General features: G+C 40.1%; 23 protein-coding genes. 13 read left to right on the top strand and 10 right to left on the bottom strand.

The window, feature by feature from the left end; translation table 11 throughout:
• Positions 1 to 8 precede the first annotated feature (8 nt).
• From KTV93_RS06120 to ypfJ, 4 genes are read left to right on the top strand one after another with little or no spacing between them, the layout of a single operon-like run.
• Positions 9 to 719 (top strand): YfgM family protein, encoded by a 711-nt coding sequence (locus KTV93_RS06120; RefSeq protein WP_218250417.1) that lies wholly within the window; start codon positions 9 to 11, stop codon positions 717 to 719.
• A 14-nt stretch (positions 720 to 733) separates the two neighbouring features.
• The gene (gene ribH / locus KTV93_RS06115) at positions 734 to 1,252 is read left to right on the top strand and encodes a 6,7-dimethyl-8-ribityllumazine synthase (protein WP_218250416.1); all 519 of its coding nucleotides are present in this window, start codon (positions 734 to 736) and stop codon (positions 1,250 to 1,252) included.
• 58 nt (positions 1,253 to 1,310) lie between these two features.
• Positions 1,311 to 3,389, top strand: coding sequence for an LTA synthase family protein (locus tag KTV93_RS06110; RefSeq protein WP_218250415.1), 2,079 nt, complete (start codon positions 1,311 to 1,313; stop codon positions 3,387 to 3,389).
• Positions 3,390 to 3,435: 46 nt separating this feature from the next.
• The gene (gene ypfJ / locus KTV93_RS06105) at positions 3,436 to 4,293 is read left to right on the top strand and encodes a KPN_02809 family neutral zinc metallopeptidase (protein WP_218250414.1); all 858 of its coding nucleotides are present in this window, start codon (positions 3,436 to 3,438) and stop codon (positions 4,291 to 4,293) included.
• 79 nt (positions 4,294 to 4,372) lie between these two features.
• On the opposite strand, the gene KTV93_RS06100 is transcribed toward ypfJ, so the two are convergent.
• The 3 genes from KTV93_RS06100 to KTV93_RS06090 all read right to left on the bottom strand — a co-directional run bounded on the left by KTV93_RS06100 (position 4,373) and on the right by KTV93_RS06090 (position 7,201).
• Positions 4,373 to 4,615, bottom strand: a complete 243-nt coding sequence (locus KTV93_RS06100) for a YtxH domain-containing protein (RefSeq protein WP_218250413.1) — start codon at positions 4,613 to 4,615, stop codon at positions 4,373 to 4,375.
• Positions 4,616 to 4,843: 228 nt separating this feature from the next.
• Complete coding sequence (gene pruA / locus KTV93_RS06095; protein ID WP_218250412.1) at positions 4,844 to 6,469, bottom strand: L-glutamate gamma-semialdehyde dehydrogenase; 1,626 nt, start codon at positions 6,467 to 6,469, stop codon at positions 4,844 to 4,846.
• Positions 6,470 to 6,544: 75 nt separating this feature from the next.
• Positions 6,545 to 7,201: a metal-dependent transcriptional regulator gene (locus KTV93_RS06090; RefSeq protein ID WP_218250411.1), complete on the bottom strand. Its 657-nt coding sequence runs from the start codon at positions 7,199 to 7,201 to the stop codon at positions 6,545 to 6,547.
• 323 nt (positions 7,202 to 7,524) lie between these two features.
• Between KTV93_RS06090 and KTV93_RS06085 the strand changes: the two genes are divergently transcribed.
• Both KTV93_RS06085 and KTV93_RS06080 read left to right on the top strand, forming a co-directional pair.
• Positions 7,525 to 8,556, top strand: coding sequence for a threonine aldolase family protein (locus tag KTV93_RS06085; protein ID WP_218250410.1), 1,032 nt, complete (start codon positions 7,525 to 7,527; stop codon positions 8,554 to 8,556).
• Positions 8,553 to 9,896 carry a M20/M25/M40 family metallo-hydrolase gene (locus KTV93_RS06080; RefSeq protein ID WP_218250409.1) on the top strand — a complete coding sequence of 448 codons (1,344 nt, stop codon included), beginning with the start codon at positions 8,553 to 8,555 and terminating at the stop codon, positions 9,894 to 9,896. Before KTV93_RS06085 ends, KTV93_RS06080 begins: the two co-directional genes overlap by 4 nt.
• Positions 9,897 to 9,944: 48 nt before the next feature.
• Here KTV93_RS06080 and KTV93_RS06075 read toward each other — a convergent pair whose 3' ends face one another.
• Positions 9,945 to 10,760, bottom strand: coding sequence for an enoyl-ACP reductase FabI (locus tag KTV93_RS06075; protein ID WP_218250408.1), 816 nt, complete (start codon positions 10,758 to 10,760; stop codon positions 9,945 to 9,947).
• Positions 10,761 to 10,864: 104 nt separating this feature from the next.
• On the bottom strand, positions 10,865 to 11,164 hold the full coding sequence (locus KTV93_RS06070) for a hypothetical protein (RefSeq protein WP_218250407.1): 300 nt from the start codon (positions 11,162 to 11,164) through the stop codon (positions 10,865 to 10,867).
• Between the two features lie 159 nt (positions 11,165 to 11,323).
• Here KTV93_RS06070 and KTV93_RS06065 point away from each other — a divergent pair, with 159 nt between their 5' ends.
• Positions 11,324 to 11,884 carry a DNA-3-methyladenine glycosylase I gene (locus KTV93_RS06065; RefSeq protein ID WP_218250406.1) on the top strand — a complete coding sequence of 187 codons (561 nt, stop codon included), beginning with the start codon at positions 11,324 to 11,326 and terminating at the stop codon, positions 11,882 to 11,884.
• 38 nt (positions 11,885 to 11,922) lie between these two features.
• Here KTV93_RS06065 and KTV93_RS06060 read toward each other — a convergent pair whose 3' ends face one another.
• Entirely contained in the window at positions 11,923 to 12,777 is an 855-nt protein-coding gene (locus tag KTV93_RS06060) for a nucleoside phosphorylase (protein ID WP_218250405.1), read from the bottom strand.
• Positions 12,778 to 12,866: 89 nt separating this feature from the next.
• Positions 12,867 to 13,199, bottom strand: coding sequence for a translation initiation factor (locus KTV93_RS06055; RefSeq protein WP_218250502.1), 333 nt, complete (start codon positions 13,197 to 13,199; stop codon positions 12,867 to 12,869).
• Positions 13,200 to 13,362: 163 nt separating this feature from the next.
• On the opposite strand from KTV93_RS06055, the gene KTV93_RS06050 reads away from it, so the two are divergent.
• From KTV93_RS06050 to KTV93_RS06030, 5 genes are all read left to right on the top strand, one after another.
• Positions 13,363 to 13,776, top strand: coding sequence for a transcriptional regulator (locus tag KTV93_RS06050; RefSeq protein ID WP_230259216.1), 414 nt, complete (start codon positions 13,363 to 13,365; stop codon positions 13,774 to 13,776).
• 2 nt (positions 13,777 to 13,778) lie between these two features.
• A complete protein-coding gene (locus tag KTV93_RS06045) occupies positions 13,779 to 15,008 on the top strand; it encodes an efflux RND transporter periplasmic adaptor subunit (protein WP_218250403.1) in 1,230 nt (409 codons plus the stop codon).
• Positions 15,008 to 18,157 (top strand): efflux RND transporter permease subunit, encoded by a 3,150-nt coding sequence (locus KTV93_RS06040; protein WP_218250402.1) that lies wholly within the window; start codon positions 15,008 to 15,010, stop codon positions 18,155 to 18,157. The genes KTV93_RS06045 and KTV93_RS06040 overlap by 1 nt, the downstream gene beginning before the upstream one ends.
• A gap of 27 nt (positions 18,158 to 18,184) precedes the next feature.
• Positions 18,185 to 19,594 carry an efflux transporter outer membrane subunit gene (locus KTV93_RS06035; protein ID WP_218250401.1) on the top strand — a complete coding sequence of 470 codons (1,410 nt, stop codon included), beginning with the start codon at positions 18,185 to 18,187 and terminating at the stop codon, positions 19,592 to 19,594.
• A gap of 106 nt (positions 19,595 to 19,700) precedes the next feature.
• Positions 19,701 to 20,225 (top strand): 2'-5' RNA ligase family protein, encoded by a 525-nt coding sequence (locus KTV93_RS06030; RefSeq protein WP_218250400.1) that lies wholly within the window; start codon positions 19,701 to 19,703, stop codon positions 20,223 to 20,225.
• Here the strand turns inward: KTV93_RS06030 and KTV93_RS06025 are convergent, their stop codons facing one another.
• Positions 20,226 to 20,762, bottom strand: a complete 537-nt coding sequence (locus tag KTV93_RS06025; protein WP_218250399.1) for an RNA methyltransferase — start codon at positions 20,760 to 20,762, stop codon at positions 20,226 to 20,228.
• Between the two features lie 64 nt (positions 20,763 to 20,826).
• Here KTV93_RS06025 and mutS point away from each other — a divergent pair, with 64 nt between their 5' ends.
• Entirely contained in the window at positions 20,827 to 23,415 is a 2,589-nt protein-coding gene (mutS, locus tag KTV93_RS06020) for a DNA mismatch repair protein MutS (RefSeq protein WP_218250501.1), read from the top strand.
• Between the two features lie 83 nt (positions 23,416 to 23,498).
• Here the strand turns inward: mutS and KTV93_RS06015 are convergent, their stop codons facing one another.
• Together KTV93_RS06015 and KTV93_RS06010 are read right to left on the bottom strand one after the other, a co-directional pair.
• Positions 23,499 to 23,879 carry an energy transducer TonB gene (locus KTV93_RS06015; RefSeq protein WP_218250398.1) on the bottom strand — a complete coding sequence of 127 codons (381 nt, stop codon included), beginning with the start codon at positions 23,877 to 23,879 and terminating at the stop codon, positions 23,499 to 23,501.
• A gap of 9 nt (positions 23,880 to 23,888) precedes the next feature.
• Complete coding sequence (locus KTV93_RS06010) at positions 23,889 to 25,727, bottom strand: ABC transporter ATP-binding protein (RefSeq protein WP_218250397.1); 1,839 nt, start codon at positions 25,725 to 25,727, stop codon at positions 23,889 to 23,891.
• Between the last annotated feature and the right edge of the window lie 8 nt (positions 25,728 to 25,735).

Raw genomic sequence — 25,735 nt, 5'->3', positions numbered from 1 at the left:
AATACATTATGGCAAAACATAAAACGCACACCGACAAACACGAAATGGAAGGGAAGGAAACTGTAGAAGTTTTCAAGGATTTAGACAGAGGTGCATTAGATACCGAAAGATTTCTGGAAAAAAATGCCAAAACATTGGTTACAGTTTTTGTAGCTTTATTGGCACTGGTTCTTGGATATTTTGCTTACCAGCAGTTTTATGTAGGTCCACGAAATGAGGAAGCTACTTTAAGTTATCTTGCCGCTCAGAAAAATTTGGCTGACGGAAAAGAAGAACTTGCTTTGGGTGGTAAAACCGCTGCTAATCCAGGTTATTTAGGAACTTACAATGACTTTTCAGGAACCAAAGTGGGTAAACTTTCTGCTTATAATGCAGGATTGCTGAAATTCAAAGAAGGGAAATATCAGGAAGCTTATGATCTGCTTGATAAATTTTCATCAGATAACAAGATCTTAACTGCACTGAAATTCGGTGCAATGGCAGATTGTCAACTTAACCTGAATAAAAATGAGGACGCTCTTTCACTTTTAGATAAAGCATCTACAGCATCTGATGATCCTTACACTTCTTATTATTTCACAAAGAAAGCGGGAATGGTGTCTCTAGCATTGAAGAAAAATGCAGAAGCGAAAAAATACTTCAGCGCAATCGACGAGAAATATCAGGATTACGACAACGGAATGTCTGATGCTTACATTGAAATGGTAAAATATTACTAAATAAAAAATATAAAATGGCAACTGTAAATCTTTCAGATTACAAACCATTGCAGCTTACTAATGCCGGTTCTTACAGAATTGGCATTGTTGTTTCTGAATGGAATGATTTTGTGACCCATAACCTTCGCGACGGAGCATTGGAAGTTCTGAAAACTGAAGGTGTAAACGAGGACAACATCAAAGTATTTAGTGTTCCCGGTGCATTCGAACTTAATTACGCCTCTATGCAGCTTTGCAAAGAGAGAAAATTTGATGCTGTGATTGCTATTGGTTGCGTGATCCGTGGAGAGACTCCTCATTTCGATTACGTTTGTTCAGCAGTTGCGCAAGGGATTAAAGACTGCAACATTTTAACTGATGTTCCCACGATATTCTGTCTTTTAACTGATGATACTAAAGAACAGTCTGTCGCAAGAAGCGGCGGAAGTCTTGGTAATAAGGGCGTAGAAGCTGCTGTTACTGCTCTGCAAATGATTGAATTCAAGCGCAATCTTTCCGAGAAAAAAGGGAATATTGGTTTTGGAAATTTGTAGCTTTACAGTAACTCTGCTTTATTCAAAAGCGAAAAAAGAGGTTACAATTTAAAGCGAAATGATGCAGACAAAACTAAAACCGTTTTTTTATCTCGGGATTTTTTATCTCCTGGTTTCTCTTATTTTAAGAATTATTTTCATCTTTCATCCAATTACAAATGCAGATTTTGCACTGTTTGAAAGTCTGAAGATAGTAGCTGTCGGTTTGTTAAGCGACATTTTAGTTTTTACTTTAGCCAGCAGTTTATTGGCTTTGTACTTTCTTTTCTTATCTAATTCTAAGTACAGAAAACCTTACGGGTACATCATTTTCGGCTTGTTAATGACCGCGTTCATTTATACCGCTTTTGTACCCGGAAATATTTTCCGACAGTACGGCGGAGCATTCCCCGAAGTTGCCACCGCATTTATAGGTTTGAAAACACTGCTGTTTGGCTTGATGCTTTTTCTCCCAGTTCAGCGGCTTAAAATCCGTAATATTCTTTACTTTATCACCTTGTTTTTATATGTTGTACTCATCATTTTCAATGCTGTAAGCGAATATTTTTTCTGGAATGAATTCGGGGTCCGATACAATTTTATTGCAGTAGATTATTTAATTTATACCAATGAAGTGATCGGAAACATTATGGAAAGTTATCCTGTACTTCCATTATTTTCAGTCATATTTATTCTTGCAGCGGCAGTTACATGGTTCATATTCCGGAGGACGAAAGATGAACTTATTGAGCTTCCCAATTTCAAGCAGAAACTTATCTTACTCGGTTCATTTGTCCTGTTGTGCGGTATGAGTCTTGTGCTTATTCCTAAACTGAACGAAGTAAAAACAGGCAATACTTTCGCGCAGGAGATTCAGGCAAACGGCTTTCCTAAATTCTTCAATGCGTTCACCCAAAAAGAACTCAATTATTTCCCGTTTTACCCAACGCTGAACGAATCTGTCGCTGAACAGCGCTTTCTGAGAGAATTTAAATCTGCGTCGTTATCCCGTATAATTACATCACCAAAACCTGAATTAAAGAAAAACGTGGTACTGATTTCTATTGAAAGTCTGTCCGCCGATTTTCTAGCTCATTACGGAAATACCCAGAATATTACTCCATTTTTCGACAGTCTGGCAACCAGATCTTTAATGTTCACAAACCTTTATGCCACCGGAAACAGAACAGTTCGCGGACTTGAAGCTTTAACCTTGTGCATTCCTCCAACAGCTGGAGAGAGTATTATTAAAAGAAAAAATAACAAGAATAAATTTACCACCGGAAGTGTTTTCAAATCGAAAGGCTACGATGTGAAATTTTTATACGGTGGTGACAGCTATTTCGATAATATGGAAGATTTCTATAAAGGAAATGGATATGATATTGTTGATAGAAGCAGTTTTAAACCCGAAGAAATCACTTTTGGGAATATCTGGGGCGTTTCAGATGAAGATATGGCGAGAAAAGCAATAGAGGTAATGAATCTTGAAGCGAAAAGCGGAAAACCGTTTTTTAACCATTGGATGACGGTTTCTAACCACAGACCTTTTACTTATCCCGACGGTCGGATTGATATTCCCGGAAACGCCAAATCACGAGAAGGCGGCGTAAAATATACCGATTATTCGATCCGGAAGTTTTTTAAAATGGCTAAGAAACAGGATTGGTATAAAAATACTGTTTTTGTAATTGTAGCAGATCATTGCGCGTCGAGTGCAGGAAAAACAGAACTTCCAATGGATAAATACAGAATCCCAGGAATGATATTTTCCGAAGGCTTCATCGAACCACAGCAATTTAACAGGCTGATGTCGCAGATCGATGTGATGCCTACATTGTTGGGAATTTTAAATTTCAGTTATCGCTCTACATTTTTAGGTCAGGATGTTTTTACGGACGATTTTCAGCCAAAAGCCTATGTAGCTACCTATCAGGATCTGGGATTAGTTAAAGATAATTATTTAACGGTGATTTCACCAACAAAAAAAGTGAGACAGTATTCTTTGGTATCACAAAAATCGGGTTTGCCGGAAGATTTTAGACTTTATTTTGATGAAATACCAGCTAAGAAATCGGTACAGAACTTGATTGATGACTGCGTTGCTGCATTTCAGTCGACCAGTTACTGGCTTCAGGAAAACAAGCTGAATAAATAAAATTAATGTATTTTTAAAATAAGAAATAACTTATAAATTACAGACCATGAAATGGACAAACGACAGAAGCGGAAATGTGGATGACAGAAGGGGCGCAGGTGGAGGCGGCGGAATGCTTGTAGGCGGCGGCTTGGGAACCTTAATTATCGCTGCTATTATATTCTTTTTAGGTGGCGACCCTTCAGCAATACTTTCCTCAGGGATGGGAAATTCGAGCCAGCAGACCGAACAGCGTGATCTGACTCAGGAAGAGCTAAAAGTGCGGGAATTCGTAGAGATGATTACGGCAGAGAATGAACAGACGTGGGCCAAAGTCTTTCAAGAAAACGGAATGCAGTACCAACCGGCAAAAGTGGTGATGTTTGAAGCGGTAACCCAGTCAGGATGTGGAACAGCACAGGCAGCGATGGGGCCTTTTTACTGCCCTGCCGATCAAACCGTTTATATGGATATGAGTTTTTTCAAAGAATTGCAGCAGCGTTTTGGCGCACAGGTTACGGAATTTTCCATAGCATACGTAATGGCTCATGAAATGGGACATCATATTCAAAATCTGTTAGGAACCTTACAGAAAACTGACCAGTTACGCAGAAGCGGTAGGTATTCCGAAGCGGATATGAACAGGGTTTCTGTTGCTACAGAACTTCAGGCTGATTTTTATGCCGGAGTTTGGTCGAGACAAACCGATAACCGTGAAAAGTTTCTTGAACCTGGCGACCTTGAGGCTGCAATTTCAGCGGCTGAAGCAGTAGGCGACGATAATATTCAGAAGAAATCGCAAGGATACGTGAATCAGGAAGGTTTCACCCACGGAAGTTCAGCCCAACGTAAAGAATGGTTTATGAAAGGATATAATACCGGAGATATTCGCCAGGGCGACACATTCAACGCACTTCTGAAATAAATAAAAAATTAAATCCTTGAAATAAAAACCCGCAATGTAATTTTACATTGCGGATTTTTGGTCTGAAAAAGGAATAGTTTTAGTTCTGATTTACAGACTCGTTAACTGTCGTTTTTGCCTGGTCAGCTTTGTTCTGTACCTGAGAAGCAACTTCACTGGCTTTTGATTTTAAATCACTTCCCAATTTATTGAAATTGTCTTTCGCAGTGTTAAACTTATCTTTTACTGCCTGCTTTTCTTCTGGAGTAGAGTTTTTATATTTCCAAAATGCTACTGCTCCAAGTCCTAGCAATGCTAATAAACCGTTTCTTTTAGTGCTCATAATTTAAGTTTTAAGTTAATGTAATTAATGATTGTTTACCCACAATCAACTGTAAAAAGTATGCCAGTTGAATGTTTAAAAATATAAAGTTTGTTAAATTATAAGTTGAGTCCGGATTTCTAAGTAGTAACGATAATTAAGCATGTAATTAGGCATTATAATGTCTGAATATTCTCACAAAAAAACTCTGCCAGAACGACAGAGTTAATTATTTAAAAGTTTAAAATCCTATCCTAAGTAAGGATATTTATAATCTTTAGGAGAAACAAAAGTTTCTTTAATACTTCTCACAGAAACCCATCTCAGCAAATTCATTTTAGAACCGGCTTTGTCGTTGGTGCCGGAAGCTCTAGCGCCGCCAAAAGGTTGCTGGCCAACTACTGCACCCGTCGGTTTGTCGTTAATGTAAAAGTTTCCTGCGGCGTTTTCCAAAGCTTTGTATGCTTCGTCAATCGCGTATCTGTCTTGTGAAAAAATGGAACCCGTTAATGAATAAGGAGATGTTTCATCCACAAGTTTCAGGGTTTCTTTCCAGTTAATGTCTTCATAAACATACACTGAAAGGATTGGACCGAAGATTTCTTCGCAAACTGATTCATATTTCGGGTTCGTAGTTTCAATTACGGTAGGTTCAACAAACCATCCTTTTGAATCATCGCATTTTCCTCCGAAAATTACTTTTGCATCTGAAGATTGCTCTGCACGTTCAATGTAGCCTTTACATTTCTCGAAAGAATTTTTGTCGATAACTGCATTCACGAAGTTAGAAGGATCTTCCGGGCTTCCCATTTTAATGGTTTTAAGCTGGGCTTCCATTACATTTTTAACTTCTGGCCAAAGCGATTTAGGGATATAAGCGCGGGAAGCAGCAGAACATTTCTGCCCTTGATATTCAAAAGCACCGCGAACCATTCCTGTGGCAACAGCTTCAGCATTCGCCGACGGATGCACCATAATAAAGTCTTTACCTCCGGTTTCTCCGACGATTCTTGGATATGTTTTATACTGGTGAATATTATTACCGATTTTCTTCCACATATCCTGGAATACCGTGGTTGAGCCAGTAAAATGCAGACCGGCAAAATCAGGATGTGCCAATACTTTTTCTGCAGTTTCTTTGCCGTCTGTAAAAATCATATTGATTACGCCCGCCGGTAAGCCAGCTTCTGTAAGAATATCCATAATAATTTTAGCAGAAAGAACCTGTTTGTCCGAAGGCTTCCAAACTACAACATTTCCCATCATCGCCATACAGGTTGGGAGGTTTCCCGCAATTGCTGTAAAGTTGAAAGGCGTAACCGCAAAACAAAACCCTTCCAACGGGCGGTATTCTGATCTGTTCCAAATCCCGCTGTCGGAAACAGGCTGATCACTATATATTTCGGTCATGAATTCCACATTATACCGAAGAAAGTCGATAAACTCACATGCTGCATCGATTTCTGCCTGATGAACGTTTTTACTCTGTCCAATCATTGTTGCGGCATTCAGACGGTCACGGTAAGGCCCGGCAACGAGGTCAGCGGCTTTCAGGAAGATTGCGGCACGCTGCTCCCAACCTAAATTGTTCCACTTTTCTCTTGCGGCAAGAGCGGTATTAATTGCTTCGTCAACATGAGTCATGTCGCCTTTGTAATAAAAGCCTAGATTATGCTGATGATCTTGAGGAGAACTGATAGCAACCTTACTTTCGGTGGTAATTTCTTTTCCGTTGATGATCATAGGAATTTCTACCTGCTCTTTCCACATTTTTTTGTAGGTGGAAATCAAAGAGTTAACGTCGGCAGAACCCGGTTCATAAGTTCTTACGGGCTCATTTACTGCGTAAGGAACTTGCGAAATAGCTTTTGACATATTTTTAAATTTTATTGATTATTTTGAGAATGTTACAAAGTTAAGGCAATTGCTTCAATGTGCCAAAACAGCTTTTTACAGAGATCCTTTTACAAGAATCTTATCGCATACAATTTTGCTTAATATTGTAGAAGTATCACTGATCATTACGGTCATGGACTTGTCGAATTTTTCTATTTCCAGGATTTCAATTTCCTTTCCCAACTCCAGATTCTTTATATTTAGAAAAGTAAGAAAGTCATCGTCTGTAATTGTCACTGCAGTGAAAATCACTTTTTGTCCAATACTGCATTCGCTTAATTTTTTCAAATCCTGAGCGATGATATTTCCTTCTTTGTCCGGAATCGGTTCCCCGTGTGGATCAAATTTAGGGTAGTTCAGGATTTCGTCCATTTTATCAAAGAAAGTTTCCGAATGAATATGTTCCAGCTGTTCGGCAATTTCATGAACATTTTCCCACCCAAAATTCATTTTTTCGACAAGAAACATTTCCGTTAAACGGTGCTTTCTTACGATAAGTGCTGCCTGTTTTTTCCCGGAATCTGTAATCTTCAGGGGTTTATAACTCTCGTAAACGACCCAGTTTCTGTCAGCGAATTTCTTCATCATATTGTTAACACTTGGCATTTTTACATCAAGGAGCTTGCTGATTTCATTGATGGTTACAGTATTTTCTTCATTAATTAAATGAAAGATAGCTTTCAGGTAATTTTCTTCACTAAGTGATATCATATAAAGTTAGATTAATGAGTCTGTAAATCTAACAATAAATTGTATAAAGAAAAAACGCGCAAGAGTTGCGCGTTTCTGATTAACATTTAAATATATGATCGTTACTACTTTTACGCAGTTCCGGAAATACGTTTAAAGAAGGTAAAATGGTTATTAGTTTTATTACTTCTTATTTTGCTCTCACAAAGGTGGAAAATTTAATCTTTTTTTAAACGGGTGATTTTACCGTTTTTTATTGGTGAAATCACCCATTTTATATACTTTTATAATTCAATATCCGTGGTTTATGCGGAGGTCATTTACAAAAGATTCTATATATAAGAATGAGACATTCCTTTAAAAACGATTACGCTGAAGGGGCGCATCCCCGAATTCTAGAAGCAATTATCAAAAATAATCTCAGCCAGCAAAATGGTTATGGCCTAGACGAATTTTCGTTAAATGCGGCGGAGCTGATCAAAACCCAATGTGATTCAACAAACGCATCCGTCCACTTCGTTTCGGGTGGAACCCAAGCCAACCTGATTGTAATTTCAGCGTTACTAAGACCGCATGAAAGTGTTGTGGCAGCGCATACCGGCCATATTTTTACTAATGAAGCCGGAGCAATTGAGGCAACCGGTCACAAAGTACATGGAGTCTTGACTTCTGACGGGAAGTTACGGCCGGAAGATATTCAGAGTGTTTTGGATATTCACCAAAATGTTCCGCACCAGATCAAGCAGAAAATGGTGTATATCTCTAATTCTACAGAAGTAGGCACTATTTATTCCATGCGGGAGCTGCGGGATCTCTATTCATTCTGTCAGGATAAAAACCTGATTCTTTTTATGGATGGTGCGCGGCTTGGCCATGCTCTTACGGCTGAAACCAATGATACAAGTTTTGCGGATATTGCAAAATATACCGACGTGTTTTATTTAGGAGGTACCAAAAACGGCGCACTGATTGGTGAGGCGATCGTAATAACAAATCCAAATCTTCAGGATGAATTTGGCTTTCATCTGAAACAGAAAGGAGCAATGCTTGCAAAAGGCCGTCTTCTGGGAATTCAGTTTCAGGAACTGCTTACGGACAATCTGTATTTTGAGCTTGCCAAATATGCAAATCAGCAGGCAATGAAGATAAAAAAGGCTTTCCTGGAAAAAGGTTGTGCTTTTCTTTCCGAGACCTTTACCAATCAGATTTTCCCAATTCTGAGTAAAAACCAGATCGACGAGCTTTCAGAGAGATTTGATTTTTACGTTTGGAAGAAAATTAATGACGAAATTTCGGCGGTTCGGATAATTACCTCATGGGCAACAACCGACGAAATTGTAACCGAGTTTATTAACGAAATTAAAAATTTAAAATGAGAAAGACGATTTGTGTTGTAGTCATGTTTCTTTCACTTTCAATAAGTGCACAGAAAGTCAACACCGACCCGGAAATATCCCGATATGTTGGCCAGGTCAGCAAAGATTCGCTGAAAGCTAATATTGAAAAGCTTGTGAGTTTCGGGACCAGACATACGATGAGTTCAACCACAGATCCAAAGCGGGGAATTGGAGCTGCCAGAAACTGGGTGCTTTCTAAATTCCGGAATTATGCAAAGAATTCAAACGGGCGAATGGAAGTGTACCTCCAGCATCAGGATCTAAAACCCGACGGCAAAAGAATTAATAAAGAAACGAATCTGGGAAATGCAATTGCGTTTTTAAAAGGTACAGATCCTAATGATAAGAGAGTTATCATTATTTCCGGGCATCTGGATTCCCGTGTTTCGGATGTGATGGATGCAGAAAGTTTCGCGCCTGGAGCAAACGATGACGGAAGCGGAGTAGCAGCGGTAATCGAAAGCGCACGAGTTTTAAGCAAATCGCAATTTCCTGTGTCAATTCTCTTTGTTGCAGTGAGCGGTGAAGAACAAGGGCTTTTAGGTGCAAAAATGTTAGCTGACAAGGCAAAGGCCGAAAATTGGGAACTGGAAGCGGTTTTAAACAACGATATGATCGGGAATAACAGTTTCGATGCAGGGAAAACTGCCGGGAAACCCAAACTACGCGTTTTCAGCGAAGGCTTATCTGCTTTTGACACCGAAAAAACGGCAGCAGCGATACGTAATCTGGGTCTCGAAAACGATGGGTCTGCGCGCCAACTTGCACGTTATGTGAAAGAAACCGGAGAAAAGTACGTAAAGAATATCGATATTAAACTTATTTACCGAAACGACAGGTTTTTACGTGGCGGAGATCACACACCGTTTGTTAATCACGGTTTCACGGCTGTACGGTTAACAGATTATTTTGAGAATTATGATCATCAGCACCAGGATGTAAGGACCGAAAACAATAAAAAGTTCGGTGATTTAATTGAATTCATGGACTTTGATTATCTGAAAACAAATACCGCAGTAAATGTTGCGGTTTTGGCTAATCTGGCAAAATCAGCATCGAAACCTGAAAGTGTAAAAATGGATGTAAAGGAACTTTCAAATTCCACAAAACTGAGTTGGGAGAAACCAACTTCCGGGAATATCAAAGGTTATCATATATTGATCAGGGAAACGGACAGTTCGGTATGGACCGAGAAAATTTTCACCACAGAAAATTCAATAACAATTCCCTCTTCCAAAGATAATTTCCTCTTCGCTGTACAAAGTGTAACAGATTCCGGAAACGAAAGTTTACCAGTAATTCCGAAAATTTCAAGATAAAAAAATCCGCTCTGTAAAAGGGCGGATTTTTTTTATGTTGACTTGAGATTATCCTTCGAAATCCTCAAATTTATCTACAATTTTCTGTGAAACTCCGGTGTTGCTGAAACCTCCGTCGTGGAAGAGATTCTGCATCGTTACTTTTCTGGTAAGATCAGAGAAAAGACTTACGCAATAATTCGCACAATCCATTGCATCAGCATTTCCAAGCGGCGACATACTGTCGGCAAAGTTGAAGAATCCGCTGATTCCTTTTACACCTGCTCCGGCTTTAGTCATTACAGGAGATTGTGAGATCGTATTTACGCGCACTTTTCTGTCGCCCCAGTAATAACCGAAACTTCTTGCAATACTTTCAAGATAGGATTTGTTGTCGGCCATATCGCCATAGTTCGGGAAAGTTCTTTGTGCAGCGATATAAGTTAAAGCAAGGATTGACCCCCATTCGTTCATAATATCTTTGTCCCACGCAGCTTTCATTACTTTATGGAAGGAAACGGAGGAAACATCCCAGCCTTTTTCAAGGAAATCATAATTAAGATCCGTATAGGCTTTTCCTTTTCTAATGTTTACTGACATCCCGATGGAGTGAAGGATAAAATCGATTTTTCCATACTTTTCCTGCGCATGGGCAAACAGTTTTTCGAGATCCTCTACAGAAGTTGCGTCGGCAGGAACAACATCAGAACCTGTTTTTTTTGCCAGTTCATCAATTTCGCCCATTCTCATTGCGATTGGGGCGTTAGATAAAATGAATTCTGCGCCTTCTTCGTGGCATCTTTCTGCAACTTTCCAGGCAATTGACTGGTCATTCAGTGCTCCGAAAATAATTCCTTTTTTACCTTTAAGTAATCCGTATGACATAATAGTTCTATTTAATTGCAACAAATTTAGAATATTTATTGCTTAAAGCATAGAAAAAGAGAACCAATTTCTTGGTCCTCTTCCTTAACTATATGAAATTATGATTAGTTGGTGCTCTTATTCCATTCGGCTTTCACGTCTTCGCCAGCATCTTTTACATTATCTACGGCATCTTCTGTCCAGTCTTTAGTTTGCTCCCAAGCATCGGAAACAGCATCTTTGGTGTCTTCCCATGCATCAGAAATATTATCCTTTGCTCGCTCCATCCAACCTTCAGCAGTTGGGGTTTCATTTCTGTCGCGCTGCTCGCGGATGTAATCTTTAGCTCTGTCAGCATAATCGTTTACAGTCCATTTTGCGTTATTAACGGCATTTTCTGCATTGTTATAATCTTGTCTGTCCATAATAATAAATTTAAATTAGTGTTTTGGTAAAATTTAATTTTGATATTATGTTAACAACCAACAATTATTCCTATTTTAATTAACGTATGTTAAAGTTTTATAAAGTTTTATTAAAAAATTCTATTAAATTTATTACAATATAGCTAAAAATATATCAAAATGGATAAGATACGCTGCGGTTGGTGCGAAAAAGATGATCTGTACAGAGCTTACCATGATCATGAATGGGGAAAACCCGTGTATGATGACGAAACCATTTTTGAATTTCTGGTGCTCGAAAGTTTTCAGGCCGGACTTTCATGGTATACCATCCTTAAAAAGCGTGAAAACTTTAAAGAGGCTTTTGATGACTTCGATTACAATAAAATTGCAGCGTATTCCGATGAAAAGGCAGAAGAATTGATGCAGGATGCTGGAATCATCCGGAACCGCCTGAAAATTTTGGCAACAGTTAGTAACGCGAAAAGGTTTATGGATGTTCAGGAAGAGTTCGGAACTTTCTCCAAGTATATCTGGAGTTTTGTCGGCGGAAAACCGATTAATAATCAGTTTACAGAATTAAAACAAGTTCCGGCGACGACAGAAATTTCAGATGCATTGGCAAAAGATTTAAAGAAAAGGGGCTTCAAGTTTCTTGGCTCTACTGTTGTTTACGCGCACATGCAGGCTACGGGAATGGTGAATGACCATTTGGCTAATTGTTGGGTTCGAAACCAATAAAAAATCCGGCCGTTTAACAGCCGGATTTTAACATGTTTTTATTTAATAATTCTCTCCAGAACCCACTCGATCATATTCTTTTCGGAAGCCTGATGATCTGCAGAAAATTCGCCGCGTCTTCTGTTGGCGATTACCGCGTTTACCGTTAATGCTTTATGGCCCAACAATTTCGCCAAGCCATAAATTGCTGAAGTTTCCATCTCGAAATTGGTTACACCCAAATCATTTAAAGTTTCAAGAAACTGATCGTCGAGGGCTTTCAGACGAAGCTGTCTTCCTTGTGGTGCGTAAAAGCCCGGGAAAGTTGCGGTGTTTCCGTGGTATTTGGCGTCTTTGTAGTAATCAGCAATATCTTCCGCCCAGTCAGCGAAATATAACATTGGTTTTATTTTCTCGTAAGGAAATTTCTCCAGAAAGTTTCTTGAAAATTCGTTTTCGAATTGATAATCCTGATAGAAATGCAGTAATCCGTCGAGTCCAACAACGTTCTGCGTTACGAGCATATTGTCAACTTCTACATCAGGATTTACGCTTCCGCAGGTTCCTAAACGGAAAAGCTGAAGTGCTTTGTGTTCGCTTTTGAATTCTTTTTCCTTGAGATCTATATTTACCAACGCATCAAGTTCATTCATCACGATATCGATGTTTTCGGTACCGATTCCTGTTGACATTACGGTAATTCTCTCGCCGCGTAAAGTTCCGGTATGGGTGTAGAATTCTCTTTTATTTTTTTTGATTTCTACCTTATCGAAATACTTCGAAACTTTCGGAACGCGATCCGGATCGCCAACAAGGATAATTTTTTCTGCAAGATCTTCAGGTAAAAGGTTCAGATGATAAACACTTCCGTCTGGATTAAGAACCAGTTCTGAGGCCGCTAATTTATTAAGCATATATTATTGTTTTAAATTAAAAAATCCCTTTGTAAAAAAGGAATTTAAAGGTACGGAGAATTTTTGTTCTGATAAAATAATGCGGGAAACTATCCACCAACGCGCTTAGTTTTATAGCTCATTTCCTGAAGGATTTTCATGATCTTGTCGCGGTTATCTCCTTGGATTACAATGACTCCATCTTTTGCAGAGCCACCGATTCCCAAAGTGGTTTTTATTTTCTTTGAAATGTTTTTTAATTCATCTTCGCTTCCTTCAAATCCTTCAATTAAAGTAACAGGTTTTCCATTCCTGCCTTTTTTTTCAAACTTGCAGACCAAAGGTTCTTTCTGCTGAAATTTTACAGTTTCATCGTCAGGCATTTTAAAATCCTGTTCTTCGTGTTCAGGGAAAAGGTTTTTCAGTTGATCTCGTAAATCCATCATGCGAAATTAGCATTTTTCGGCTTTTATGCTGTTAATTTGTGATAAATATTTGTTAAAAGAAAGCGTAGGTTCGTTTCGTTCCGAACTAATAAATTATATTTGTGCTCACAGTATGAATATGGAACCATCGTTAGACTTGGATAAACAAATTTTTCGTGAAATGGTGAAGTTTTATGGAGAAACCCTACATATCCCGCCATTAGCTGCAAAAATCTACTCCTACCTGATTTTCGATTTCGAGAAGAAGGGAATTTGCTTTGATGAATTTGTTCAGGTTTTTGCCGCAAGCAAAAGTTCTGTTTCGGCTAATCTTAATCTGTTGCTGAACGCTAAATTAATTATTGATTTTAATACCATTAAAGAAAGAAAGCGTTTCTTCAGAATTAATGAAAACTATATGACCATTCGGTTCGAGGAAATTATCACCAAAATGAAGCAGGAAATATCAATTCTTGATCAACTTCATGAATTCTGTAAAAGCAATGACGAAGAACAGATTCAAAGATTTGAAATTTACAGAACGCTTTTAAACAGAAATATTAAAAATATCGAAGAAACTCTCCATAAAATTTAAGTATGAAAAATAAATTAATCATTATTTCCCTGTCTTTACTGTCAGTGCTTTCATGTAAAAAGAAAGAAGAAAAAAAGCAGGAAGGACCCAAAGAAGTTCCTGTAGTTGAAGTGCAGGAAAGAAATGTAACCGGATATCAGTCATTTCCGGCATCTATTCAGGGCCGTGTAAATAATGATGTTCGTGCAAAAATCCAGGGATACATTACTCAGGTTTTGGTTGATGAAGGTCAGTATGTGACCAAAGGTCAGCCGCTTTTCAGGCTGGAAACCAATACGCTTAACGAATCAGCAGATGCCGCGCGCGCCGGAATTGGTGCAGCACAGTCTGGAGTTTCTGCAGCCAAGGCAAATGTAAGTGCTGCGCAGGCAGCGGTGAACGCGTCTCAGGTTGAGGTGAACAAACTTATTCCACTGGTTCAGAAAAATATCATCAGCCCAGTACAGTTGGAAACCGCGAAAGCAAACTTATCGCGCGCGCAGGCTCAACTTGCACAGGCGAAAGCTGCCCAACAGCAGGCTGTCGCGGGCGTATCTCAGGCTTCCGCAAATTATAAAGGAGTTCAGGCTAATATCGATTACTCAGTAATCCGTGCTCCTATTTCAGGAATTTTGGGTAAACTTCCTTTCAGAGTCGGAAGTCTAGTCGGTCCAGGCGATCCCACTCCATTAACGACGGTATCAGATACCAGCGGTATTTTCGCTTACTTTTCTATGAACGAAAGAGAATATCTGGATTTTCTGGAGAATGCCTACGGCGCAACAGTTCCCGAAAAGTTAAGAAATATGCCCATGGTAGAACTTGAACTCGCCAACGGAAGCATGTATGGCGAAAAAGGAAAAATAGAAGCAGTTACAGGACAAATCGATCCGCAGACAGGAACAATCCAGTTCCGGGTTTCTTTCCCGAATGCAGCCAAACTCCTGAGCAACGGAAACAGCGGAACGGTTAAGGTTCCGAAATTATATGACAAGGCATTAATAGTTCCGGAAAGTGCAACTTTCGAGCAACAGGGACTGGTTTACGTCTTTAAAGTTGAAAAAGATACCGCCAGAAATGTCTTGATTGGTGTTACGGACCGGGTGAATAATCTGGTCGTAGTAAAAGACGGGATTAAAAAAGGAGAAAAAATTGTCGCTCAGGGAGTCGGTGCTTTAAAACCCGGGACTGCGGTAAAATCAAAACCCGCAAATTTCGACGAGATTGTTAACGCTATAAAACCGATTTTCTAATGGTAAAACATTTCATAAACAGACCGGTTCTTGCGAGTGTCGTCTCCATCCTTATTGTAATTCTCGGGGTTTTGGGTCTTCAGGCACTACCTGTAACACAATACCCAGATATTGCCCCACCCACGGTAAGTATTTCTGCCAACTATACCGGTGCGAGTGCCGAAACCGTGATGAACAGCGTGGTAATTCCAATTGAAGAACAGGTAAACGGGGTAGAGGGAATGGATTATATTTCTTCTTCAGCCAGCAATAACGGTTCAGCAAATATTCAGATTTTCTTTAAGCAGGGCGTAAACCCTGATATTGCGGCGGTTGAGGTTCAGAATAAAGTTCAGCGTGCGATTCCGCTTTTGCCGGCAGATGTTACGCGTTCCGGAGTTACGGTACAGAAACAGCGTACAAGTGCCCTGATGTTCCTGTCTTTTTACACGGCGAATAAAGATTTGGACGAAGTCTGGCTTCAGAACTATTTAAATATCAATGTCATCCCGGAACTGAAAAGGGTAAACGGTGTGGGTGATGCGCAGGCATTCGGAGGAAAAAATTTCTCGATGAGAGTCTGGATCGATCCGGCAAAAATGGCGGCGTACGGTTTAGAACCTTCAGATGTTACTGCAGCAATCAATGAACAGTCGCGTGAAGCTGCTGCGGGTCAGCTAGGACAGAACAGCGGAAGCGCTTTCGAATATGTGATCACGTACAAAGGGAAATTTAATGTTGCCAATGATTACGGAGATATCATCCTTAAATCCCTTGGAAACGGGCAGTTTTTAAAACTGAAAGACGTTGCTGAGATTAAACTGGATGCGCAGTCTTACAGCTCGATCGGGGAAAATAACGGCCGCCGTTCCGTAAGTATGGGGATTTTCCAAACGCCGGGATCCAACGCACAGCAGATTATTAAAGACATCAAAATATTCCTGGAAGAAAACGAGAAAACCTTACCGAAAGATGTGGGTTACACGATTAATTTTGATACCAATGACTTTCTGGAAGCCTCAATCGGAAAAGTAGTAACCACCTTACTCGAAGCATTTGTCCTCGTGTTTTTGGTGGTATATTTGTTCCTTCAGGATTTCCGTTCTACCTTAATTCCGGCGATTGCGGTTCCCGTTTCTATCGTTGGAACTTTTTTCTTTCTGAATCTATTTGGGTATTCATTAAACCTTTTAACGCTTTTCGCATTGGTTCTCGCAATTGGAATTGTGGTCGATGATGCTATTGTGGTCGTCGAGGCGGTTCATGCAAAAATGGAACACGGATTTACAGACCCCAAAAAGGCGACCGTAAGTGCGATGGATGAGATTACCGGTGCGATTATCTCAATCACATTGGTAATGTCTGCAGTATTCATTCCGGTAACCTTCATAACAGGGCCTACAGGAGTTTTTTACCAACAGTTTGGGATTACGCTGATTGTTGCCATTTTAATCTCTGCGGTTAATGCATTGACGCTCAGTCCGGTTTTATGTTCCCTGTTTTTGAAACCCAATCCTGCGCATCATAAAGAATATGCTTCTATGAACTTCCTGCAGAAGTTTTTCTACAAATTCAACGCAGCATTTAAAAGCGGTACAGACCGGTACGGAAGACTTTTCGTTTTCCTTTTGAGACATAAATGGGTAACGCTGATCATTTTTGCTGTTGGAGGATTGTTTTTCTGGTGGTCAAATGCCACAATGCCTTCAGGCTTCGTACCTAAAGAAGACCGTGGAATTATCTTTACCGATGTGGCACTCCCGCCGGGATCCTCTATGGAAAGGACTTATAACGTTTTAAAAGATTTGCAGGAAGAAGCCCGGAAAATACCAGGCGTTGCCAACGTTACCTTTACCGCAAGCCGAGGATTTATGTCAGGAAGCGGTTCTAACGCTGGGCAGGCTTTTGTGCGACTGAAACCGTTTGGTGAGCGAGCAAAAGATGATGATCAGTCGGTTGAAGCGATTACCAAAAAGCTTTTCGGACTCGCAGGCAAATATCCTGACGCGAAAATTGTATTTTTCTCTCCGCCAAGTATTCCGGGATTTGGTTCCAGTGATGGTTTTTCCGCAGTATTGCTCGATAAATCAGGCGGCAGTTTAAGGCAGCTTGATGGCGTTGCAAAAGAATATCTGGGAGCTTTGATGGAAAGACCGGAAGTTCAGTTCGCGCAAACTTCTTTCAACACGAATTATCCGCAGTACGAAATGGTTATTGATGTTCCACGTGCAAAAGAAACCGGAGTTTCGGTTTCAGATATATTAAGTGCGATGCAGGGATATGTTGGAGGCGTTTATGCTGCCGATTTCACCAAATATGGAAAGCAGTTCCGGGTAATGGTTCAGGCATTTCCTGATTCCCGAAACGAGCCATCGGATCTCAGCAGTATTTTTGTAAAGACTGCTTCAGGCCAAATGGCACCCATCTCGCAGTTTGTAACGATGGAGAAGACCTTCGGGCCAAAATCTGTGGAAAGATATAACCTGTTTACATCGATTTCGATTTCAGGATCGAACAATCCTGGATTTTCAACCGGTGATGCAATTCGTGCAGTACAGGAAGTTGCCGCGGAAAAACTTCCGGCAGATTATGTGGTTGAATTTACCGGTCTTTCGAAAGAGGAATTGAGTTCAGGTTCACAGACAGCGATTATCTTCTTACTGAGTTTGGTATTTGTCTATTTCATCCTCGCGGCACAGTATGAAAGTTTCCTGCTTCCTTTAGCAGTTATTATTTCCCTTCCTTTGGGAGTTGCAGGTGCTTATTTCGGGCAGAGAATTGCAGGTCTGGAAAATAATATCTATTTCCAGATTGCTTTAATTATGCTTGTCGGACTTTTAGCCAAGAACGCCATTCTTATTGTAGAATTTGCCATACAGCGGAGAAATCACGGTGAAACTTTAGCCATGTCTGCCATTAACGCCGCTAAGGCGAGATTAAGACCGATTCTAATGACTTCCTTCGCGTTTATTTTCGGGATGCTTCCATTGGTTTTTGCCTCGGGTATTGGCTCTGTAGGAAACCGATCTATCGGAACCGGAGCAGCAGCAGGTCTTCTTATCGGAACGTTTTTCGGGCTGGTAGCGATTCCTGTTCTGTATGTGATTTTCCAGTGGTTACAGGAAAAGATCACTCCGGTTAAATCGAAAAAAATTAATCTGGCAGAATAATTTCCCACACTGATTAAAATTTTAAAAATGAGAAAACATTTCAATATAAAAACTTTATTACTGTCGCTCCTTACGTTAGCAGTGCTTTCCTCCTGTACGGCGCGGCAAACGTATGAAAGGCCCAATGAAGTGAATGAAAATCTTTTCAGGACAGATCTTCTTCCGAAGGATTCTGCAAGTATTGCTACTGTATCCTGGCGTGAGATTTTTACTGATCCTGTGCTCCAGAAACATGTTACGAAAGGACTTGAAAATAATCTGGATATAAGAATTGCGCTGCAGAATATCGCTTCAGCGGAATCTTATTTAAAACAGAGTAAAGCTGCTTATCAGCCAACACTTTCTGTTGGTCCGTCTTATACTTTTCAGACTCAGTCTTTGAATACTCAGCTTGGTCAGCTTTCGGGTAACAGAAGGTATAACAACCTTTTTGACCTAAGCGGTGATATTTCCTGGGAAGCAGATATCTGGGGAAAAATGAATTCTGAGGAAAAAGCTCAGCTAGCACAGTATTTAGGAACGGTTGCCGCGCACAAAGCGGTAAAAACTGATTTAGTAGCAGCCATTGCGTCCGGCTATTATCAGCTTTTAACTTTTGATGAGCAGAAGAGAATCATCAGTGAAACCATCGCTCTTCGCAGGAAAAATCTTGAAACAACAAAAGCCTTAAAGGATGCCGGAACATTGACCGAAGTTGCTGTTCAGCAGAGTGAAGCATTAGTTTTCAATGCAGAATCACTGCTGATTAATACCGATGTTCAGATAGCGCTCCTGGAAAATGCAATGAGCCTTTTAATGGGTGTTCCTTCGCAACAAATCGAGCGGGCAACACTTAGCCAGCAACAGATGCCGGCTGATTATAAACTAGGGTTTTCTGCAAATCTGCTTTCCAACAGAGCTGATGTGATGGCTGCTGAATACGGATTAATGTCCGCTTTTGAACTCACCAACGCTGCGAAAGCACAGTTCTATCCAAGCTTAAGGATTAACGGCGGCGGTGGGATACAGAGTCTGGATATTGATCACCTGTTCAGCGTGAATTCACTTTTTGCCAATGTGGTAGCAGGTTTGGTGCAACCGGTTCTAAATAAAAGACAGATCCGAACCAATTACGAAGTAAGTTTAGCCAACAGAGAAAGAGCGTATCTTAATTTCCGTAAAACCCTTCTTACAGCAGGAAGAGAAGTTTCTGATGCTTTGAAAGTTTATGAATCCCAGGACAGTTTTATCGATTTGAAAAGAAAAGAACTTACCGCTTACCAAAAATCAGTGGAATTTTCTCAGGAACTGGTGAATTACGGGATGGCGAATTATCTGGAAGTGTTAAATGCTTCAGTAAATTCCCTGAATGCTGAACTTAATATTTCCAATGCAGAATATGCCAAAATGAAAGCCGGGGTAGAGCTTTATCAGGCGCTTGGCGGCGGTTGGAGATAACTAAATAGTGATTTAAATTAAGAAAATATTGAAACCGTCTGAAATTTTTCAGGCGGTTTTTCGTTGTAATTTTAGATAGTTAATTGTTTAACCGAAGATTACGATTATGAGTTTGTATTTCGCAGCGGCTGTTCCGCCCCAAGAGCTCCGCCAAAAAGCCAGAAATTTAAGCAGAGATTTTGCTAATAGGTTTGATTCTGTAAAATCGTTCAAAAATTTTCCTCACATAACCTTAATTAAACCTTTCTCTTTTGAGGAAAGCAAAGAAGATGTTCTGGTGGGAAATTTTTCTGAAATGAATTTGAAAACAACTCCTTTCAATGTTAATCTTAAAGATTTCGGGTGTTTTCCCAACAAAAACAATCCTGTTATTTTTATCAAACCTGAAAATAAGGAAGAACTTCAGAAATTATTTGATGAGATTCAGCCAAAAATGAATTTTCATTCTTACGCAAAACTTAATCCTCATTTAACCGTCGCTTACCGTGATCTAACTTTTGAAAACTTTCAGAAAGCCTGGGAAGAATATCAGTCAAAAACCTTTGAAGATTCATTCTTGGTAGATAAAATCTGTCTTTTCAAACATTATAACGGAAAATGGAACCTGCTGAAGATTAAAAATCTGGAATAGCTATTTCAGATTTTTAAAGAATTCCCACATCACAATTCCTCCGCAAACCGAAACATTCAGCGAGTGTTTTGTTCCCAATTGGGGAATTTCAAGGAAAGTGTCGTAAAGATACAGCGCTTCATCACTTAAGCCGTCAACCTCGTTACCGAGAACTAAAGCGTATTTCTGGTCTTTGTTAATTTCATAGTCAGTTATGATTTCTGAATTGGAAGTCTGCTCAATACCGACAATCTGATAGTTTTCTTGTTTAAGATTCTCCAGTGCTGCCGAAATGCTTTTCTCATAAATCCAGTCCACACTTTCTGTCGCGCCAAGCGCAGCTTTATGAATTTCGCGGTGAGGCGGTTGCGGCGTGATTCCGCACAGAATAATTTTCTCCACAATAAAAGCGTCCGCCGTTCTGAAAACCGCGCCCACATTATGCATGCTTCTCACATTATCCAAAACCACCACCAAAGGAATTTTTTCAGTTTGTTTGAAGGTTTCTACATCGATTCGCCCTAATTCTTCGAGTTTCAGTTTCTTGGTGGATGACATTTTCGTATTTTTGGCAAAATTAAGTTTTTTAAACCTCTTATCGTTAATTTCCGATTCGTAAAAAATTCCCGTGGCAAAGAAAGAAACTCCTTTAATGACGCAGTACAACACCATCAAGGCGAAATATCCTGATGCGCTTTTGCTTTTTCGGGTTGGGGATTTTTATGAGACTTTTGGCCAGGACGCTATCCGCACCTCCCAGATTTTGGGCATCGTACTGACTAAAAGAGCCAACGGTGAAGGTCACATCGAGCTGGCAGGTTTTCCGCACCATTCAGTGGATTCGTATCTGCCAAAACTGGTACGGGCCGGCCTTCGTGTTGCAATCTGCGACCAGTTGGAAGATCCGAAAACCGTTGCGAAAGGAATTGTAAAACGAGGTGTAACAGAGCTTGTAACTCCCGGCGTTACTTTTAATGAGCAGGTTTTAACATCCAAGAAAAATAATTTCCTGCTTTCAGTTCACAAGCAAAAAGAAAAATTCGGGATGGCTTTGGTCGATGTTTCTACCGGAGAGTTCCTGGTTTCGGAGGGAAATCTTGATAAACTTCTGCATATCGTTCACACTTTCGATCCGTCGGAAATTATTTATCAGCGTTCAACAGAACTTCCTGCACAGCTTAAAAATAAAAACTCTTTCAAGCTGGAAGACTGGGCCTTTCAGTACAATTATGCTTACGAAAAACTCACAAACCACTTCAAAACGGCTTCTTTAAAGGGATTTGGAATTGAAGAACATCAGCTGGGCATCATTTCTGCCGGCGCGATTTTCGCTTATTTGGTCGAGGATACGCATCACGCACTGCTGCAGCATATTACTAAAATTCAGTTAATTCCGCAGGAAGATTATCTGATGATGGATAATTTTACGCTTAGGAATCTCGAAATCGCTTATCCAAGCAATTTGCAGGGGAAATCGCTGCTCGATATCATTGATAAAACGTCAACACCAATGGGCGGAAGACTGCTCAGAAGAAGACTGATTCTGCCTTTAAAATCAGTTGATGAAATTAACCGAAGATTAAATTTAATTGAATTCTTCAACAAAGAAGATCAGTTAAAATATGAAATTCAGCAGTTACTGAAATCCATCTCAGATCTTGACCGTCTGATGGGAAAACTGGCTTCAGAGAAAATCTGTCCGAAAGAATTGGGTTATCTCCGCCAGAGTTTAGCGAATATTCATCAGATTAAAAATTTGCTTCATCCTTTTGCGGAAGTTTTGGCCTGGATAGAACCGTTGAATAATCTTGAAGAACTCATTCAGTATCTACAGAATTACCTGAATGAAGAACTTCCTGTAAATATTTCGAAAGGAAATGTGATTAAAAGCGGAATTTCGGAAGATCTGGATCATCTCCGCGGTTTGCAAAGCAAAGGGAAAAACTTCCTGGAAGAGATGTGCGAACGCGAGATTGAAAGAACCGGAATTTCAAGTTTAAAAATAAGTTTCAACGGTGTTTTCGGATACTTTATTGAAGTCCGTAACACGCATAAAGACAAAGTTCCGGGCGACTGGATCAGAAAACAGACTTTGGTAAATGCCGAAAGATATATTACTGAAGAGCTGAAGGAATACGAAGAACAGATCCTTGGTGCAGAAGAAAAAATCTCGAAAATAGAGCACGAACTTTACCGCAAAGTCTGCGATAATGTCATGGTTTATATTGATGCGATTCAGGGAAATTCAAAAATAATTGCTGAACTCGACTGCGGCGTTGGTTTATCAGAACTTGCTGTCTCGGAAAGTTATACGAGACCGATTCTAAATGATTCTTTTGAAATCAATTTAAAAGAAGCACGCCACCCAATTATTGAAAACGCGCTACCGCTCGGCGAAAAGTATATTGCGAACGATCTGTTTCTGGATAAAGATTCACAGCAGATCATTATGGTGACCGGACCGAATATGGCGGGTAAATCGGCGATTTTAAGACAAACTGCGATTATCTGTTTAATGGCACAGATCGGAAGTTTTGTTCCTGCAAAACATGCGGAAATAGGAGTTTTGGATAAGATTTTCACGAGAGTCGGCGCTACGGATAATATTTCTGCCGGCGAATCTACTTTTATGGTGGAAATGAATGAAGCAGCGAATATTCTCAATAATATTTCCGACAGAAGTTTAATTCTTCTGGACGAAATCGGGCGCGGAACTTCTACTTACGACGGAGTTTCGATTGCGTGGGCGATTGCGGAATACTTGCATCAACACCCAACTCAGGCTAAAACCCTGTTCGCAACGCATTATCATGAACTGAACGAAATGACGGTAAATTTCGAGAGAATCAAGAATTTCCACGTTTCCATTCAGGAGAATAAAGGAAATATTATTTTCATGAGAAAACTTCTTCCTGGCGGTAGCGAACACAGTTTCGGGATTCATGTGGCGAAACTTGCAGGAATGCCTTCAAAAGTGGTGAACCGCGCCAATGAAGTTTTAAAAACACTGGAAAAAAGCCGTTCGCAAAGCGGATCTAAAGATTCTGCCAAAGCGATTACGGATGAAAATATGCAGTTGTCATTTTTTCAGTTAGACGATCCGGTTCTGGAAAATATCCGTGAAGAACTCACAAAAATCGACATCAATACTTTGACGCCGATAGAAGCTTTAATGAAGCTGAATTCGATTAAGAAGATGATTGGGAAGTGATGAATTTAATTTGATATTGAACTGAACTGGGAATTGCATACTCTGATCCAGCTGCTTTTAATTAGGTCAACTATTAAAAACAATTACTCGAAAACAAAATTCAGTGGGACTCTAAACCGGTACCGAACTGGGACACCATTTATTTTGGCTGGAGACCATTTTGTTTTTATGAGAGAAATTGCGCGGATTGCTTCTTTGTTGAAACTTTCATTGTCCCCAATTGCAGTAACATTTGTGATAGATCCATCTGTCTCAACTACAAATTTTAGTACACACGATTCTTTTCCTTTTCCTTTCACTTTTTTTGCACGAAAGTTCTTAGCAATTAACTGACGAAAATTTTGAACACCACCCTCTTGAAATTCCGGCGCTCGTCCGGACATCGCGCTGGAATCTTTCTGATTTTCCTGCGAAAAAGTAAGCCCAAAAATCAGGACACTAAGTATTAACAAAAGTTTTTTCATAGTTAAATTTTACCCAAAATTCTGCAGTTCCACGAGTCTTCTGTATACATTGTTATTGTTCATCAGTTCATTGTGCGTCCCTTGCTCTACAATGCTTCCGCGTTCCATCACAACGATCCAGTCGGCCTTTTGGATGGTGGAGAGTCTGTGAGCGATAACGAGAGACGTTCTGTTCTGCATCATTTTTTCCAACGCGTCCTGCACGAATCTTTCAGATTCAGTATCCAGGGCGGAAGTCGCTTCATCCAGAATCATGATTGGCGGATTTTTCAGAACGGCTCTGGCAATAGAAACCCTTTGTTTTTGGCCGCCGGAAAGTTTGTTTCCGTCGTCGCCAATATTGGTGTAATATTTTTCCGGAAGACCTTCAATAAACTCATGCGCATTGGCAATTTTCGCGGCAGCCTTCACTTCCTCTTCGGTTGCGTTGGGCTTTCCCATGAGGATGTTGTTGAAAACTGAATCATTGAAAAGTACGGATTCCTGGGTTACCATTCCGAGAAGATTTCGGTAATCGTCCAGTTTTAAGTCTTTGATGTTTACGCCGTCAACTAGGATCTCTCCTTCAGAAATATCATAAAAACGGGCAAGTAAATTTGCAATGGTCGTTTTCCCTGAACCTGACTGACCTACAAGCGCCACCGTTTTGCCTTTAGGAATTGTAAGGTTGAAATTTTTGAGAATTACATTGTCTTTATCGTAATAAAAACCAATATTTTTAAATTCAATTTTATCTTTTAAAGTAGAAATAGCAACTGGATTTTCGATTTCTTCGACTTTCAGATCATAATCTAAAACTTCTGAAACCCGGTCCAAACTCGCCATTCCGCCCTGAATATTTGAAATCGCACTGGATAATTTCTTCGCAGGATCCAGAATCTGGAAAAACATCCCGATAAAAACTAGAAATGTTTCCGGTTCCATCGTCTGCTCATTTAAAATCTGAACGCCTGCAAACCACGTTATGATCAAAATGGTGACGGAACCTAAAAATTCGCTCATCGGAGAGGCAAGTTCACGGCGGCGGCTCATTCCGATCGCATATTTTTTCCAGTTATCTGTGGTGGTATTAAATCTGGTCTTCAGTATTTTGTCTGCATTGAAGATTTTAATGACTTTCGAAGATTTTAAAGTTTCATCAACCAATGAAAAGAGGTTTCCGAGTTCTTCCTGTGCTGCGGTAGCCTGTCTTTTCAGGCTTTTTCCGACCCAGGCAATCAGGCCGCCCATAAGAGGGAATACAAGCAGGGAAAACATTGTAAGATTAGGTGAAAGAATAAACAGCGTAATCAGCGATGAAATAATCATGAAAGGCGAGTTAATCACATCTACCAGACTTCCCATAATTCCGCTTTCAACGCCACCGATATCGTTGGAAATCCGGCTCATCATATCTCCCTTGCGCTTCTCAGTATAGAAAGAAACCGGCAGTTTCAGGAATTTGTTGTACATCGCCGTCCTTAAATCTTTGGTAATTCCCACACGGTAATTTACCAACAGATAGGCGCCAAGATATCTGAAGATATTCCGAAGCAAAAATGCAACAGCGGTTACCGCGCACAAGATTGCGAGAACTTTTACCGTTCCGTAAGTGTCGATATTTTTCTGAATCGTATAATAAGCCCAGTCTTTAGCATATCCAAAAAAATCAACAAGCCGGCCCGAGTTTACCGGTGGTTTTGTAGTGTCGACTTTATCTACCGTTCCGAACATCAATCCCAGAATGGGAAGCATTGTAGCCACCGAAAATATATTGAGAACAGAATACATGATGTTGAAAAACATGCTTCCGAAAAGGTATTTCTGATGAGGTTTGGCAAAGGAGAGAATGCGTTGTAATGGTTTCATTCGGGAAA

This window comes from Kaistella faecalis (assembly GCF_019195395.1).
GTDB lineage: Bacteria > Bacteroidota > Bacteroidia > Flavobacteriales > Weeksellaceae > Kaistella > Kaistella faecalis.
The sequence above is the reverse complement of the archived record's forward strand: the minus strand, read 5'-3'. Positions and strand labels throughout refer to the sequence as shown.